The sequence below is a fragment of the Amycolatopsis azurea DSM 43854 genome (genome assembly GCF_001995215.1).
GTDB classification, from domain to species: Bacteria; Actinomycetota; Actinomycetes; order Mycobacteriales; family Pseudonocardiaceae; genus Amycolatopsis; species Amycolatopsis azurea.
In genome coordinates, this window is sequence record NZ_MUXN01000016.1 from 452,465 (window position 1) to 469,723 (window position 17,259).

The 17,259-nt window shown below is 71.8% G+C and carries 3 protein-coding genes and 1 pseudogene; all 4 read left to right on the forward strand.

What is annotated here, in order from left to right; all coding sequences use genetic code 11:
• Positions 1-50: 50 nt before the first annotated feature.
• Positions 51-6,440 carry a type I polyketide synthase gene (locus B0293_RS23125; RefSeq protein WP_005165594.1) on the forward strand — a complete coding sequence of 2,130 codons (6,390 nt, stop codon included), beginning with the start codon at positions 51-53 and terminating at the stop codon, positions 6,438-6,440.
• Positions 6,440-6,661, forward strand: coding sequence for a hypothetical protein (locus B0293_RS23130; RefSeq protein ID WP_005165596.1), 222 nt, complete (start codon positions 6,440-6,442; stop codon positions 6,659-6,661). Before B0293_RS23125 ends, B0293_RS23130 begins: the two co-directional genes overlap by 1 nt.
• Before the next feature lie 14 nt (positions 6,662-6,675).
• Positions 6,676-16,491, forward strand: a complete 9,816-nt coding sequence (locus B0293_RS23135; RefSeq protein WP_039919437.1) for a type I polyketide synthase — start codon at positions 6,676-6,678, stop codon at positions 16,489-16,491.
• Between the two features lie 455 nt (positions 16,492-16,946).
• Positions 16,947-17,259: pseudogene (locus B0293_RS23140) on the forward strand (HNH endonuclease); the annotation flags it as partial.

Genomic DNA, 17,259 nt, shown 5'->3' on the forward strand with positions numbered 1-17,259 from the left:
CTGGACCGCGACTTCCCTGTGCCAGGCGACCCGAGGTGGCGAGTGCGCGCATGACCGAGCTGGATTCCCTGCGACGGCTGGAAAGCAGGCCGCGCGCCGAACGGCGCCGCACGCTGCTGGGCCTGGTGCGACGGGCGACGTCGGCGGTGCTGGACGGGCCGCTCCCGGCCGGTCGCACCTTCGCCGACCTCGGGTTCGACTCCCTGCTGGCGGTCAAGCTGCACGCGTGGCTGAGCGACGAGACCGGCCTCGACCTGCCGGTGACCCTCGCCTACGACCACCCGGGGCCGGAAGCGCTGGCGGACTTCCTCGACGAGTGCCTCTTCGGAGCCGAGGCCGCGGACGCCGCGGCGGGCGAGGCGGCCTCCGGCGAGCCGATCGTGATCGTCGGTATCGGCTGCCGCTTCCCCGGCGGCGCGGATTCGCCCGCCGCCCTGTGGTCCCTGGTGGACGAAGGCCGGGACGTCGTCACCGAGTTCCCCCGCGACCGCGGCTGGGACGTCGACGGCCTGTACGACCCCCGGCCGGGTACCCCGGGCCGGACCTACGTGCGCCACGGCGGGTTCCTGCCCGGCGCGGCCGAGTTCGACGCGGGATTCTTCGGCATCTCACCGCGCGAGGCGCTGGCGATGGACCCGCAGCAGCGCCTGGCGCTGGAGACGGCGTGGGAGGCCTTGGAACGCGCGGGGATCGACGCCGGGACCCTGAGCGGCAGCCGGACGGGCGTGTTCGTCGGCGTCGAGCCGCAGGAATACGGCACCCGCCTGGCCGACGCGCCCGAAGGCCTCGACGGGCTCCTGCTCACCGGCAGCGCGCCGAGCGTCGTCTCCGGCCGGATCGCGTACACCCTCGGGCTGCAAGGGCCCGCGCTGACCGTCGACACCGCCTGTTCGGGCTCGCTGGTCGCCCTCCATCTCGCGGTCCGCGCGCTGCGGAGCGGGGAATGCGGCCTCGCCCTCGCCGGCGGGGTCGCGGTGCTCGGCACGCCCGGTCCGTTCGTGGCGTTCTCGCATCAGCGCGGCCTGGCGCCGGACGGGCGCTGCAAGCCGTTCTCCGCCGACGCCGACGGGACCGCGTGGGCCGAGGGCGCGGGGATGTTCGTCCTGGAAAGGCTTTCCGACGCCGAGCGCAACGGTCATCCGGTCCTCGCCGTGATCCGTGGCAGCGCCGTCAACTCCGACGGCGCGTCGAACGGGCTCACCGCGCCGAACGGTCCGTCCCAGCAGCGTGTGATCCGTGCGGCGCTGGCCGACGCCGGGATCGCTTCGTCCACTGTGGACGCTGTCGAAGCGCACGGGACCGGGACCACCCTCGGCGACCCGATCGAGGCGCAGGCCTTGCTCTCGACCTACGGCCAGGACCGCGAAACCCCGCTGTGGCTGGGTTCGGTGAAGGCCAACATCGGGCACGCGCAGGCGGCCGCGGGCGCGGCCGGGGTGATCAAGATGATCATGGCGCTCCGGCACGACCGGCTGCCGCGCACCCTGCACGGTGACGCTCCGACCCCGGCGGTCGACTGGTCCTCCGGCGCGGTCTCCTTGCTGGCCGAGCCGGTGGACTGGCCTCGCGGCGAGGAACCGCGCCGGGCCGCCGTCTCGTCGTTCGGCATCTCGGGCACCAACGCCCACCTGATCCTCGAAGAACCGGCTTCTGTCCCACCCGAAGAGCCCACTCCCTCGGTGCCTTCGCCGATCGCCGTCGCGTTCTCCGCCGCGGACCCGGAAGCGTTGCGCGCCCGCGCGGCCCAGCTCGCGGACATCGACGCGAACCCGGTGGACCTAGCCTTCTCGCTCGCCAAGACCCGGGCGACGCTGGCCGAACGTGCCTTCGTCGTCGCATCGGACGCCGCGAGCCTGACGGAAGCCTTGACCGCTCTCGACGACCGCGTGCTGCGCGGCGGACCGCTCCAGGAATCCGCCGAACTCGCGTATCTGTTCACCGGACAGGGCGCCCAGCGGATCGCGATGGGCCGGGAGCTTTACGACGCTTACGACGTCTACGCCAGGACGTTCGACGAGGTCTGCGCCCATGTGGACCGGCAACTCGATCCGCCGCTGCGGGACGTGGTGTTCGGCCAAGCGGACGCGGCGCTGCTGGACCGCACCGACTACGCGCAGCCCGCGCTGTTCGCCGTCGAGGTCGCCCTGTTCCGGCTGCTGGAGTCCTGGGGTGTCGTTCCCGCCTACCTGTGCGGGCATTCGGTCGGGGAGTTCGCGGCCGCGCATGTCGCGGGCGTGCTGTCGCTGTCCGACGCCGCGATGCTGGTGACCGCGCGCGGCAGGCTCATGCGCGAACTGCCCGACGGCGGCGCGATGGTTTCCTTGCGCGCCAACGAGGAAACGGCCCGCGCGCTGCTGAGCGGGCACGAGCGTGAGGCGGGGATCGCCGCGGTCAACGCCGAGGAGGCCGTCGTGCTGTCCGGCGCGCGGACCGCGCTGGAGGCAGCGATCTCCGGCTTCGACGGCAAGGTCAAATGGCTCAACGTCAGCCACGCCTTCCACTCGCCGCTGATGCGGGACATGCTCGACGACTTCGCCCGGATCGCGCGGCTCGCCGACTACCACCCCGCGAACCTTCCGATCGTCTCGACCGTCACCGGCGAGATCGGCGGGCACGACTCGGCCGAGTACTGGATCGAGCACGTCGGGGCGGCCGTCCGGTTCGCCGACGCGCTGCACGTCCTGCGCGACGCCGGCTGCGGCACCTACCTGGAACTCGGCCCGGACGGCGTCCTGTCGGCGCTGGTCGACGACGGCGTCGCACGTCCGCTGCTCCGCCGCGACCGGCCCGAGGTCCCCGAACTCCTGACCGCGCTGGGCACCGCGTACGTGCGCGGGGTGGACGTCGACGTCGCGGCGCTCGCCCCGGGCGGCCGCCGGATCGACCTGCCGACCTACCCGTTCCAGCGGTCGCGATACTGGCTCACCCCCGGACCCGGTGGGGACGCGCGCGGGCTCGGCCTGCGCCGCGCCGAACATCCGCTCCTCGGCGCGGTGGTCGCGGTCCCCGGCGGCGACACCGTCTTCACCGCCCGGCTCTCGGTGACCGACCAGCCGTGGCTGAGCGGTCACCGCGTCGGCGACGACATTCTGTTCCCCGGCACCGGTTTCCTCGAACTGGCCTTGCACGCGGGCGCCGAGACCGGCTGCGGATGCGTCGAAGAACTGACCCTGGGCTCACCGCTCGTGCTTGCGACGCCGGTCGAGGTCCAGGTCGTGGTGGCCGCCGGGGATGACGACGGCCGCCGCGCGGTCACCGTGCATTCGCGACCGGAGCACGGCGAGGAGTGGACACGGCACGCGAGCGGCACGCTCGTTCCTGACGCTGATACCGCCACGCAGACCGTTACGTGGCCGCCGCCGGGAGAACCCCAGTCCCTGGAAGGCTTTTACGACGATCTGCCCGGCTTCGGCTACGAGGGCGTGTTCCGAGGCTTGCGAGCGGTGTGGGTCGACGGCGACGACGTCCACGCCGAGGTCGAACTTCCCGGCGACGGGGACGGAGGCTTCGGCATCCATCCGGCCCTGCTGGACGCCGGGCTGCACGCGATGTTCCTCCGCGAGTCGGCGGAGACCGCCGGCGGGCTCCCGTTCTCCTGGTCGGGAGTCCGGTTGCGGGCGAGCGGCGCCACCGCGTTGCGGCTGCGGATCACCTTCCACGCGGAGGACACCGTTTCGCTGACCGCCGTCGATCCGTCGGGCGCCGAGGTGCTGAGCGTCGGCTCGCTGGTCGTCCGCCGTCCTGTCGCACGCGGGCGGGAACTGCCCACGGGACTGTTCACTGTGGACTGGACGCCGGTCGCGGTCGCGGAACCGGTGGCGTGCACGGCGTATCCGGAGGTCGTCCCCGGCAAACCCGCCGTGCTGTCCGTGCTGCCGGAAGGCGACCCGATCGGCTCCGCGCACGAACTCGGCGCCCGGGTGCTGGAAGTGCTCCAGGACTGGGTGACCCGGAAAGAGTCCACTTTGGTCGTCCACACGCGACACTCGGCGGGGCCGGACGCCACCGACCCCGCGGCCGCGTCGATCTGGGGCCTGGTGCGCAGCGCGCAAGCCGAACACCAGGGCCGGTTCGTCCTCGTCGACGGCGAGGCCGAAGACGTGCCGATGGCCGTGGCGACCGGGGAACCGCAGGTCGCGGTGCGGGACGGCGTCCCGCTCGTCCCTCGCGTCGCCGAGGCGGGCGCGGGAGTCCTGCTGCCGCCCTCTTCGTCCTGGCGGCTGGACAAGTCCGGTGAGGGCACGGTCGAGAACCTCACGCTGACCCCGATCGACGAGCCGGACCTCGGCCCGGACGACGTCCGCATCGCCGTCCGGGCGGCCGGGCTGAACTTCCGTGACGTCCTGAACGTCCTGGGCATGTATCCCGGCGAGGCCGGGCCGCTGGGCTGCGAGGTCGCCGGGACGGTGCTGGCCGCCGGCGCCGCGGTGACCGATCTGGCGCCGGGCGACCGCGTGATGGGCATGGTGCACGGCGGGATCGGCCCGGTCGCCGTCGGCGAACGCCCGTTCCTGACCCGGGTGCCGGACGCCTGGACCGACGAGCAGGCCGCGACCGTGCCGCTGGTCTTCCTGACCGCCTACTACGCGCTGGTCGATCTCGCCGGGCTCAAGGCGGGCGAATCCATCCTGATCCATTCGGCCGCGGGCGGGGTCGGGATGGCCGCGACACAGCTCGCGCGCCATCTGGGCGCGGACGTGTTCGGCACCGCGAGCGAGGGCAAGCACCACGTCCTGCGCGCCGCCGGACTGCCAGCGGACCACATCGCCTCCTCGCGGACCCTCGACTTCGCCGAGGACTTCCGGGCGGCGACCGGCGGACGCGGTGTCGACGTCGTACTCAACTCCCTCGCGGGCGAGTTCGTCGACGCCTCCCTCGACGTGACCGCCTCCGGTGGCCGGTTCCTCGAAATGGGCAAGACCGACGTCCGCGCACCCGAGAACGTCGCCTACCGCGCCTTCGACCTGATCGAAGCGGGGGAGGCGCGCACCGCCGAGATCTGGGCCGAGCTCATCGCGCTGTTCGACAAGGGCGCGCTCACCCCGCTGCCGGTGCGGACCTGGGACGTCCGGCACGCGCCCGACGCGTTCCGGTTCGTCAGCCAGGCCCGGCACATCGGCAAGGTCGCGCTGACCGTGCCGCGGCCCCTCGACCCGGAGCGGCCGGTGCTCGTCACCGGCGGCACCGGCGGACTCGGGGCGCTCGTCGCGAAGCATCTCGTGACCACGCACGGAATCCGCAAGCTTCTGCTCACCAGCCGTCGCGGTCCGGACGCGCCGGGCGCGGGCGAACTCGCCGCCGAACTCACCGGCCTGGGTGCCGAAGTCCGGATCGAAGCCTGCGACGTCGCCGACCGCGACGCGCTCGCCGCCCTGCTGGACGGCGTCGAGCTGACCGGCGTCGTGCACACCGCGGGCGTCCTCGACGACGGCGTGCTGACCGGCCTGACCCCCGAAAGGCTCGCGAAAGTGTTGCGTCCCAAGGTGGACGCGGCCTGGCACCTGCACGAGCTGACCCTCGGGCACGATCTCGCGCTGTTCGCGCTCTACTCCTCGGTGTCCGGGATCGTCGGCTCCGCGGGCCAGGCCTCCTACGCGGCCGCGAACACGTTCCTGGACGCGCTGGCCGCCCGGCGTCGCGCGCACGGCCTGCCCGCCGTCTCACTCGCGTGGGGGCTCTGGCGGGAGGGAATGGGCAGCGGGCTGGCCGAGAACGACGTCGACCGCATGGCCCGCGAAGGCCTGCCGCCGCTGACCGCGGAGACCGGGCTCGGTCTGTTCGACGCCGCTCTCGATGGCGGGTTCACCGCCGTCCTGCCGATCGAGGTCGACCGGGCCGCGTTGCGCGCCCACGCCCGGACCACCGAGGTGGCGCCGGTTCTGCGCGGCCTCGCGAAGGTCGCCACCCGGCGCGCGGCGGGACCATCGACGACGGGCGGCGCCGGCCTCGCCGAGCGGCTCACGGCACTGCCCGACGAAGAACGCACGGCCCTGCTGATCGATCTGGTGCGGCACAACGCCGCCGCCGTCCTCGGGCACGAGGCGGGCGGCATGATCGACCCGGCGCGCGCGTTCAAGGACCTCGGCTTCGACTCGCTGACGTCGGTCGAACTGCGCAACCGGATCAACGGCGTCACCGGGCTGCGGCTGTCGGCCACCGCCGTGTTCGACCATCCGACCGTCGCCACGCTGGCCGCGTATCTGCTGGCCGAGCTGGCCCCGCCGTCACTCAACGCTGCCGACGCGGTGCTGGCTGAACTCGACGCGCTCGAAGCGCGCTTGGCCGGGGTCGACGACGACGGCCGTACGGCGGTCACCGGACGCCTACGGGCGCTGCTCGACGGCCTCACCACGACGGGGACCGACGTCGGCGGGCGGCTGGAGGACGCGACCGCGGACGAAGTCGTCGACTTCCTGGCCACTGAATTGGGGATTTCCTGATGGCGGAAAAGAAAGCCGTCGCCGAGGTGCTCGCCGACATCGAGCGGCTGAGCGAACGCCTGGGCGACCTGAAACCTGACGATCGCAAGAAGGTCGCGAAGCCGCTGAAGAAGCTGCTGCTGTCGTACGCGGCCGGAGACAAGGACGACGAGTTCGACGACCTGCTCTTCGACGCCGCTGTCGACAAGGTCTTCGGCTTCATCACCGACGAGATCTTCTGACCAGCGAGGGTGTGATGGCGGACCAAGAGAAGCTTCTCGACCTGCTGAAGCGTGTGACCGGGGACCTGCACCGGACTCGGGAGCGGCTGCGTGACGCCGAGGACGGACGGCACGAGCCGATCGCGATCGTCGGCATGGCCTGCCGGTTCCCCGGCGGGGCCGACACGCCCGCCGCGCTGTGGGACCTGGTCGAGTCCGGCCGCGACGGGATCGGCGAGTTCCCGGCCGACCGCGGCTGGGACACCTCCGGCCTGTTCGACGACGATCCCGACCGGCGCGGCACCACCTACGTGCGCACCGGCGGTTTCCTGCCCGGCGCGGCGGGGTTCGACGCCGAGTTCTTCGGGATCTCACCGCGTGAGGCGCTGGCCATGGAACCGCAGCAGCGGCTGCTGCTGGAGGTCGGCTGGGAGGCCGTCGAACGCGCCGGTCTCGACCCGGCCGCGCTGCGCGGCAGTCCGACCGGTGTCTACGTCGGCGTTTCGGCGCAGGAATACGGTCCGCGCCTGCACAACCCGGGTGACACGGTCGACGGCTACCTGCTCACCGGCACCACGTGCAGTGTCCACTCCGGACGGATCGCGTACCAGCTCGGCCTGGAAGGGCCGGCGGTCTCGATCGACACGGCGTGCTCGTCGTCCCTGGTCGCCGTGCACGCGGCGGTGCGCGGCCTGCGCGCGGGGGAGTGCACCCTGGCGCTGGCCGGCGGCGTCAACCTGATGGCGTCGCCAGGGATCTTTGTCGACTTCGCGCGCCAGCGGGGTCTGGCGCCGGACGGGCGCTGCAAGTCGTTCTCGGATGACGCCGACGGAACCGCCTGGGCCGAGGGCGTCGGGATGCTCGTCCTGGAGAAGCTGTCGGACGCACAGCGCAACGGACACCGGATCCTCGCCGTGGTGCGGGGAACCGCGGTGAACTCCGACGGCGCGTCCAACGGGCTCACCGCACCGAACGGTCCGTCGCAGCAGCGCGTGATCCGCGCCGCGCTCGCCGACGCGCGACTGTCCACTTCGGACGTAGATGCCATCGAGGCGCACGGCACGGGAACCCGGCTCGGCGACCCGATCGAGGCCGAGGCGCTGATGGCCACCTACGGCCGCGACCGTGATCGTCCGCTTTTCCTCGGTTCGGTCAAGTCGAACTTCGGGCACGCGCAGGCCGCCGCCGGGGTCGCCGGGATCATCAAGATGGTCGAGGCGATGCGGCACGGCGTCCTGCCGCCCACCCTGAACGTCGGCACGCCCAGCCGCGAGGTCGACTGGGCCGCCGGGCCGGTTTCGCTGCTGACCGAACGCACTTCCTGGCCCGAGACCGGCCGTCCTCGGTCGGCGGCGGTGTCGTCGTTCGGGATCAGCGGGACCAACGCGCATGTCGTGTTGGAGCAGGCACCTGAGGTGGAAGCCGCTCCTGTCCAGGACGCGCCCGCCGTCGTGCCGCTGCTGCTCTCCGCCGCCACGGAACCCGCGCTGGCCGCCCAGGCGTCCCGTCTGTTGTCGGTCGCCGGAACCGCTGCGCCGATCGACGTCGCCCACACGCTGACCACCCGGGCGGCACTGCCGTACCGGGCCGTGGTCACAGGCACGGACTGGGAAAGCCTTTCGGCCGGTCTGGCCGACGTGACCGCGACCCGGGTCACCGAAGGCGGGCTGGCCTTCCTGTTCACCGGTCAGGGTTCGCAGCGCCTCGGCATGGGTTCTGAGCTGTATCAGGTGTTCCCGGTGTTCGCTGCGGCGTATGACGAGGTCTGTGCGTTGTTGCCGGAGTTCGGGGATCTGTCGCGGACGGAGTTCGCGCAACCGGCGATTTTCGCGCTTGAGGTGGCGTTGTTCCGGCTGGTGGAGTCATGGGGTGTGCGGCCGGACTTCTTGGCGGGACATTCGATCGGTGAGATCGCGGCGGCCCATGTTGCCGGTGTTCTTTCGTTGGAGGACGCGGCGAAGCTGGTCACCGCGCGGGGCCGGTTGATGCAGGCGTTGCCCGAGGGCGGCGTGATGGTCGCGGTGCAGGCGTCCGAGGATGAACTCGGCGAGCTGCCGGACGGCGTCTCTCTCGCGGCGGTCAACGGGCCGACGTCGGTGGTGCTGTCGGGCGCCGAGGAGCCGACTCTCGCCTTCGTGGAACGGTTCAAGGACCGGAAGACCAAGCGTCTCGATGTCTCGCACGCGTTTCATTCGGTGCTGATGGAACCGATGCTGGACGACTTCGCCGCCGTGGTGCGGAGTTTGGAGTTCTCGGAGCCGCGTATCCCGATGCTGTCGCCTGTGACCGACCCGGCGTACTGGGTCGCGCATGTCCGCGACACCGTGCGGTTCTCCGACGCGGTCGAGCGCCTGACCGCCGCCGGGGTCACGAAGTTCTTCGAGCTCGGACCGGACGCCGTGCTCAGCGCGCTCGTCGACGGCGGGGTGCCCGCGCTGCGCCGCGGTCACGACGAAGCCAAGCAGCTGGTCACCGCGCTCGGCACGCTGCACACACGCGGTGTCTCCGTCGACTGGACCGCGTACTTCGGCGGCAGCGGCCGGTTCACCGAGCTGCCGACGTATGCTTTTCAGCACGAATACTTCTGGCTCGGCCAGGAAAGCGACGCCGACGTCACGGCGGCCGGGCTCGCCGCCGCCGACCATCCGCTGCTCGGTGCCGCGGTGTCCGTCGCCGCCGACGACGGTGTCCTGCTCACCGGACGGCTTTCGCTCGACCGGCACCCGTGGCTGGCCGACCACGTCGTCGCGGGCCGCGTGCTCGTCCCCGGCACCGCGTTCGCCGAACTCGCCGTCCGCGCGGGCGACGAAGTCGGCTGCGCGGGCGTGGAAGAACTGATCCTCCAGGAACCACTGGACCTCGAACCCGGTGCCGCCCCCGAGGTCCAGGTCGTCGCTGGCGCCGCCGACGAGCACGGCCGCCGCCCGGTGTCGATCCACTCGCGGCTCCCGGAGCGTCCGTGGACCACGCACGCCACCGGCTTCCTCGGCAACCCCGTAGCGTCCACTATGGACATTCCGTGGCCGCCGGAGGACGCCGAAGCCTTGGGCCTCGAAGACGCCTACGACCGGCTCGCCGCCGCCGGACTGGCCTACGGGCCGATGTTCCAGGGCCTGCGCAAGGTCTGGCGCCGTGGCACCGAGATCTTCGCCGAGGTCGCCTTGCCGGATCCCGATCAGGCGGCGAAGTTCGGTCTGCATCCGGCCTTGCTGGACGCCGCGCTCCAGGCCACCGCCGTTCCTGGCGAGGACCAGGGCTCGGTTCCGTTCGCTTGGCGCGACGTCGTCCTGCACGCGCGGGGCGCGACCGAACTACGGGTCCACGCCCGGCCGGTCGCCGACGGCTTCGCGTTCGACCTCGCCGACGGGACGGGCGCACCTGTCGCCTCTGTCGGCGGGCTCAGCGTCCGGGCCGTCACGGCCACGACTTCGGTACAGGACGGGCTCTATCGGGTCGAGGACGTTCCGCTTCCCGCCGGTTCCTCGGACGTCACGCCCGCCGCGATCGTCGAAGCCGATTCGCTCGACGCCACTCTCGCCGCAGTGCAGGACTTCCTGGCCACGGACGAACCCGACCCGCTGGTAGTGCTGACCGGCCGGGAAGGCGCGGTCGAAGGCCTGGTCCGGGCCGCGCAGGCCGAGCATCCGGACCGGATCGTCCTGGTCCGCGGTACCCACGCCGACGTCGACGCCGCTCTGGCCACCGGTGAACCCGAAGTCCACGCTCTCGACGGATCGCTGTCCGCGCCACGCCTCGCCAGGGCGGGATCCGGTGAGTCCACACTGGACACTTCCGGCACCGTGCTGATCACCGGCGGTACCGGCGGGCTCGGCGCCCGTCTCGCGCGGCATCTCGTGAGCAACCACGGCGTCCGGCATCTGCTGCTGGTCAGCCGCCGTGGTGAGGACGCGCCCGGTGCCAAGGAACTCGCCGAAGAACTCGGGGCCAAGATCGAAGCCTGCGACGTCGCCGACCGCGACCAGGTGCGCGACCTCCTGGCCCGGGCCGAGCCGCCGGTCACCGGCGTCATCCACGCGGCGGGTGTCCTCGACGACGGCGTCGTCACGTCGCTGACTCCGGAGCGGCTCGACGGGGTCTTCCGGGCGAAGGCGACCGCCGCGCACGTACTCGACGAACTCACCGGCGACCTCGACTTCTTCGTGCTGTTCTCCTCGATCGCCGGGGTGTTCGGCTCGCCGGGTCAGGCGGCGTACTCGGCCGCCAATGCCGCGCTCGACGCCCTCGCGCGTAGGCGTCGCGCCGACGGGAAGCCTGCCCAGTCGCTGGCCTGGGGCCTGTGGCGGGACGGCATGGGCGCCGCGCTCAGCGGCACCGACCGGGACCGGATCGGCAAGGACGGCTTCGGCGCCCTCGAACCGGAGGAGGGACTCGCGCTGTTCGACGCGGCGGTGGCCGAAGGCGGTGACGTCCTCGTGCCGGTGCGGCTCGACCTCGCGGCCGTGCGGAACGCCGGGGTCCCGCCGCTGCTGCGCGGTCTGGTCCGCGTCCGGACCCGTCGCGAAGCCGCCCGGCGCACCGATACCGGCTTGGCGGGACGGCTCGCGGGGCTGTCCGAGGCCGACCGGGAAGCCCTGCTGATCGAGCTGGTCCGGTCCCGCGTCGCGGCCGTCCTGGGCCGGGCGGGCGCCGGCACCGTGGAGCCGTCGCGACCGTTCACCGAACTGGGCTTCGACTCGCTGACGTCGGTCGAACTGCGTAACGAACTCACCGCCGAGACCGGCCTGCGGCTGCCCGCGACCCTCGTCTTCGACCACCCGAGCCCGGCGGCGGTGGCCGCGTTCCTCGGCACCGAGCTGCTCGGCGCCCCGGAGCCGGCCCGTCCGGTGGTGACTCGCCGCGGTGCCGCCGACGAGCCGATCGCGATCGTCGCGATGAGCTGCCGCTATCCCGGCGGAGTCCGGTCGCCCGAGGACCTGTGGGATCTCGTGAACGCGGGCACCGACGCGATCTCGCCGTTCCCCGGCGGGCGCGGCTGGGACGTCGACGGCATCTACGACCCCGAACCCGGCCTGCCCGGCAAGACCTACACCCGGCACGGCGGATTCCTGCACGACGCGGGCGAGTTCGATCCCGAGTTCTTCGGGATTTCGCCCCGTGAGGCACTCGCGATGGATCCGCAGCAGCGCCTCCTGCTCGAAATCAGCTGGGAGGCCCTCGAACGCGCCCGGCTCGACCCGGCGTCGCTGAAGGGCAGCGCCACCGGCGTGTTCGCCGGGATCATGTACTACGACTACGCCGCGAAACTGGCGAGCGTCCCCGACAGCGTCGCCGGGTTCCTGGGCACCGGCACCTCGGCCAGCGTGCTGTCCGGCCGGGTCGCGTACACCCTCGGGCTGGAGGGCCCGGCGGTGTCGGTCGACACGGCGTGTTCGTCTTCGCTGGTCGCCCTGCATCTGGCTGCCCGGTCGCTGCGGGCGGGGGAGTGCGACATGGCGCTCGCCGGCGGGGTCACCGTGATGGCGACGCCGGAGACGTTCCTCGACTTCTCCCGCCAGCGCGGGCTTTCCCCGGACGGGCGGTGCAAGTCGTTCTCCGCCGACGCCGACGGAACCGGCTGGTCGGAGGGCGCCGGGGTACTCGTGCTGGAGCGGCTTTCCGACGCCCGCCGCAACGGGCATCCGGTGCTGGCCGTGGTCCGCGGGTCCGCGGTCAACCAGGACGGCGCGTCCAACGGCCTCACCGCACCGAACGGCCCGTCGCAGCAGCGCGTGATCCGCGCGGCCCTCGCCGACGCGCGACTGTCCACTTCGGACATCGATGCGGTCGAGGCGCACGGCACGGGCACGCGGCTGGGCGACCCGATCGAGGCGCAGGCGCTCATCGCGACCTACGGCGCCGAGCGGGACGAGCCGCTGTGGTTCGGTTCGGTCAAGTCGAACCTCGGTCACACGCAGGCCGCCGCCGGGGTCGCCGGGATCATCAAGATGGTCGAGGCGATGCGGCGGGGCACCCTGCCCCGGACCCTGCACGCGGCGGAACCGTCGGCCGAGGTCGAATGGGACGCGGGCGCGATCGAACTGCTTCGCGAATCGCGGCCGTGGCCCGAGGCCGGGCGCCCGCGTCGCGCCGCGGTGTCGTCGTTCGGGATCAGCGGGACCAACGCGCACGTCGTCCTGGAACAGGTCCCGGCCGAAACGCATGCCGAGCCTGCCTCGCACGGTGTCGTGCCCTGGGTTCTTTCCGCGAAGACCGATCAGGCGCTGGCCGAACGCGCTCGGGCTCTTCTGTCTCTTGTGGACACTGCGGATTCACTTGATGTCGCGTACTCGTTGGCCACGACACGGACCGCGCACGAGCGCCGGGCCGCCGTCGTCGGCGCGGACGCGGCAGAGTTGCGTGCCGGGCTCGAAGCCATCGCCGAAGGGGGCGGGATCACCGGCAAGGCGCAGCCGGGCAAGCTGGCCTTCCTGTTCACCGGTCAGGGTTCGCAGCGTCTCGGGATGGGTGCCGAGCTGTATCAGGTGTTCCCGGTTTTCGCTTCGGCGTACGACGAGGTCTGTGCGTTGTTGCCGGAGTTCGGGGATCTGTCGCGGACGGAGTTCGCGCAGCCCGCGATTTTCGCGCTTGAAGTAGCGTTGTTCCGTCTGGTGGAGTCGTGGGGTGTGCGGCCGGATTACTTGGCCGGGCATTCGATCGGTGAGATCGCGGCGGCGCATATCGCGGGTGTGTTGTCGTTGGAGGACGCGGCGAAGCTGGTCACCGCGCGGGGCCGGTTGATGCAGGCGTTGCCCGAGGGCGGCGTCATGGTCGCGGTGCAGGCGTCCGAGGATGAACTCGGCGAGCTGCCGGACGGCGTTTCTCTCGCGGCGGTCAACGGGCCGACCTCGTTGGTGTTGTCCGGTGTCGAGGAGCTGACGCTCGCGGTCGTCGAACGGTTCAGTGGCCGCAAAACCAAGCGCTTGGACGTCTCGCATGCGTTCCATTCGGTGCTGATGGAGCCGATGCTGGGCGACTTCGCCGCCGTGGTGCGGAGTTTGGAGTTCTCGGAGCCGCGCATTCCGATGTTGTCGCCCGTGACCGACCCGGCCTACTGGGTCACACACGTGCGCGACACCGTCCGGTTCGCCGACGCTGTCGAGACACTGCGCGCCGAGGGAGTCACGAAGTTCCTCGAGATCGGCCCGGACGCGGTGCTTTCCCCGCTCGTCGACGGAATTCCTTTGCTGCGCAAGGGACGCGACGAAGCCGTGACGGCGATGACCGCGCTCGCCACCCTGCACGTCCAGGGCGTCCGCGTCGGCTGGGACGACGTCCTGCCCGGCGCGCGTGCTCTCGACCTACCGACCTATCCCTTCCAGTACAAGCACTTCTGGCTGGACCCGGCCCCGGTCGCGGATCTCTCGTCGGCCGGGCTGGACTCACCCGGGCATCCGCTGCTCGCCGCCGGGCTCTCGCTCGCCGAGGGCGACGGCACCGTCCTCACCGGACGGCTGTCGCTCGCGACGCATCCGTGGCTCGCCGGGCACACCGTGCACGACACCGTCCTGCTCCCGGGGGCGGCGCTCGCCGAACTCGCCGTCCGGGCCGGTGACGAGGCCGGGCGGCCGCGGCTGGTCGAACTGACCCTGCACGCGCCCGTGGTGATCCCCGAGAGCGGTCCGATCGAGTTGCAGGTCGCGGTCAGCGGCGCGGCGGCGGTGACCATCCACTCGCGGATCCCCGGCGAGGACTGGGAACTCAACGCGCTCGGCCTGCTGGCCGAGGCGAACCCGCCGGTCAAGGGATTCGCGTGGCCGGACGGCCTGGAGCCCATCGACGTCGGCTCCTTCTACGACGACCTCGCCGACCGCGGGTTCGCCTACGGCCCGCTGTTCCAGGGCCTACAGGCGGCATGGCGGCACGGCGAGGACCGCTACGCCGAGATCTCGCTGCCGGAGGAGGCACGCGACGACGCGGCCCGCTTCGGCATCCATCCGGCGCTGTTCGACGCCGCCCTGCACGGCATGTTCCTCGGCGAAGGCGAGGAATCGGGTGCGCTGCCCTTCAGTTGGAGCGACGTCAGCCTGCACGCGACCGGCGCCACGACGGTCCGCGCCCGGTTGCGGTTCCTCGCGCCCGGTGAGGTCGCGGTCGACCTGACCGATCTCGCCGGAGCGCCGGTGCTGTCGGTCGGTTCGCTGGTCGTCCGCGCGGTCAGCGGCGAGCAGTTGCGGGCGGGTGAGGACCGGTCGCTGTTCCGTGTCGAGCACATCGCGGCCGAGCCCGCGACCACCACGCCGGTGCCATGGGTACGCTGGGACGAGGTGACCGAACCGGTGCCGCCGGTGGTCGTCCTGCCGGTTCCCCCGGCAGGGATCCACGCCGTCCTCGTTGTCCTGCAACGCTTCCTGACTGAATCCCGGTTCTCCGGCTCCCGTCTGGTCGTCGTCACCGGCGACAGCCTCGACGACGCGGCCGCCGCCGGGCTGGTGCGGTCCGCCCAGGCGGAGAACCCCGGCCGGTTCGTCATCCTCGACGGTGAGGTGTCCGATGTGGACATCGCGCTGGCCACCGGTGAACCCCGCGTCCGGGTTCGGGACGGCCGGGCCGAAGTGCCGCGGCTGGTCCGGGCCGAGCCCGGTCCGAAGCCGGACTGGGAGTCCGCGGGCACGGTGCTGATCACCGGCGGGACCGGTGGCGTCGGGGCCCAGCTGGCCGAACGGCTCGTCACCGAACACGGTGTCGAAAACCTGGTCCTCACCAGCCGTCGCGGCCTCGCCGCCCCAGGTGCGGAAGAACTGGTCGCCCGCCTGGGCGAGCAGGGCGCCGAGGTGCGGGTCGAAGCGTGCGACGTCGCCGACCGCGACGCCGTGGCAGCCCTGCTCGACGGCATCCCCGACCTGTCGGGCGTCGTGCACGCGGCCGGTGTCCTCGATGACGGCGTCGTCACCGCGCTGACGCCGGAACGCCTGGACCGGGTCCTCGGTCCGAAGGCCGACGGGGCCCGTCACCTGCACGAACTGACCCTCGACCGGCCTCTGACAGAGTTCGTGCTGATCTCGTCGGTGTCCGGCGTGCTCGGCGGACCGGGGCAGGGCAACTACGCCGCGGCCAACGCCTACCTCGACGCGCTGGCCGAGCGACGGCACGCCGACGGCCTGCCCGCGCGGTCGCTCGCCTACGGGATGTGGGCCGCCGAGGGGATGGGCGGCGTTCTCGACCAGGCGCTGATCGACAGGATGCGGCGCGACGGTTTCGGCGCCCTGAGCCCGGAGGAGGGCGCGGTGCTGTTCGACGTCGCTCCCGGCCCGGTGGCGGTGCCCGTCAAACTCGACCTGGCCGGGCTGCGGGACCAGGCCCGGGCGGGGGTGCTGCCCGCGCTGCTCACCGGGCTCGTCCGGCTGCCCGTGCGGCGGACGGCTTCCCCGGTCGCTTCCCCCGATTCCGCCGCGCTCACGCCGGACGGGCTGGAAGACCTGGTCCTGACGCACACCGCGCAAGTGCTCGGCTTCGCGACCGCGGGCGAGGTGGACCCGGAGCACGCGTTCACCGACCTCGGTTTCGACTCCCTGACGTCGGTCGACCTGCGCAACCGGCTCGCCGCTGCGGCGGGGCAGCAGCTGGGGGCGACGGTGGTGTTCGACCACCCGACACCGTCGGCCCTCGCGGCGCACCTGCGCACGCTGCTGTTCCCCGAAGTGGTGGTGCCGGACGAGGCGCGGCTGCGGCGGGCTCTGGCCGGCGCGTCGCTCGACCGGTTCCGGGAACTGGGGGTGCTGGACGCCCTGGTGAAGCTGGCCGAAGAACTGCCTGCTTCGGCGTCGTCCGTGGAACCCGCTGTCGAGTCGATCGACGATCTGGACGTGGGGGACCTGATCAGCCGCGCGATGTCGACCTCCGACCCGGGCTGAAGGGGACTTTCCCCGCGTTAGACGCTGTGAAGGGCGCTTTCCTCGCATGGGATGCGGGGAAAGCGCCCTTCGGCCTTCACTGGACTGGTGCGCCGCTTCGGTCGGGTCGCGTGAGTGGTAAGTCGCGTATTGAGGGGTCGGGGCGTGACGCGAAGGGATCTTTCCCTTTATCCAGCACGAAACGCCACCCATGCCTTACCCTCGATAATCGTACTCATTGAGCCTTTTTCATCCGTGTTCGAGCAAAGGTGTCGCCGTTACGCAGATACGACCCGATCCGGCGCCGGTGATCACGTGCCACCCGGCGACATACTCGACAGGCGGGAAAGCACGGCTTTGCCACATTCGGCGCATCAACTCGGATGAAAGGCTCATTGAATGCGAAATACTTTCGCTCCGTTTCCGGAAACTCCTTCATATTCGCACATTTGTTCGATTATCGGTATTCTTGTGGGGTGTCCAGTCGACGGATCCTCGAACCGCCGCAGGAGTTGTGGCGTGCCGGTGCGCGGGAGCTCGCGCACGGCGTGGTCGAGCGCATGTCGTTGGCGCGGCAGGCGTTGGCGGAGGTCGGGCAGTTCCTGGTGGAGATCGAGTCGCGGGGCCCGATGGAACTGTATGGGCACGGTTCCACGGCGGGCTGGTTCGCCGAGACCGCCCGGATCAACTCCAAGGAAGCCCGCGACACTGTGACGCGGGCCTTGGCGGTGAACGAGGGCCGGAATCTGGACGGCACCCCGGCGCCTGCTTTCGCGCCGATCGCGGGGG

What these genes read in the sequence shown, in the direction of transcription:
- B0293_RS23125 (WP_005165594.1), top strand. Translation starts at nt 51, where the DNA reads ATGACCGAGCTGGATTCCCTGCGACGGCTGGAAAGCAGGCCGCGCGCC.
- B0293_RS23130 (WP_005165596.1), top strand. Translation starts at nt 6,440, where the DNA reads ATGGCGGAAAAGAAAGCCGTCGCCGAGGTGCTCGCCGACATCGAGCGG.
- B0293_RS23135 (WP_039919437.1), top strand. Translation starts at nt 6,676, where the DNA reads ATGGCGGACCAAGAGAAGCTTCTCGACCTGCTGAAGCGTGTGACCGGG.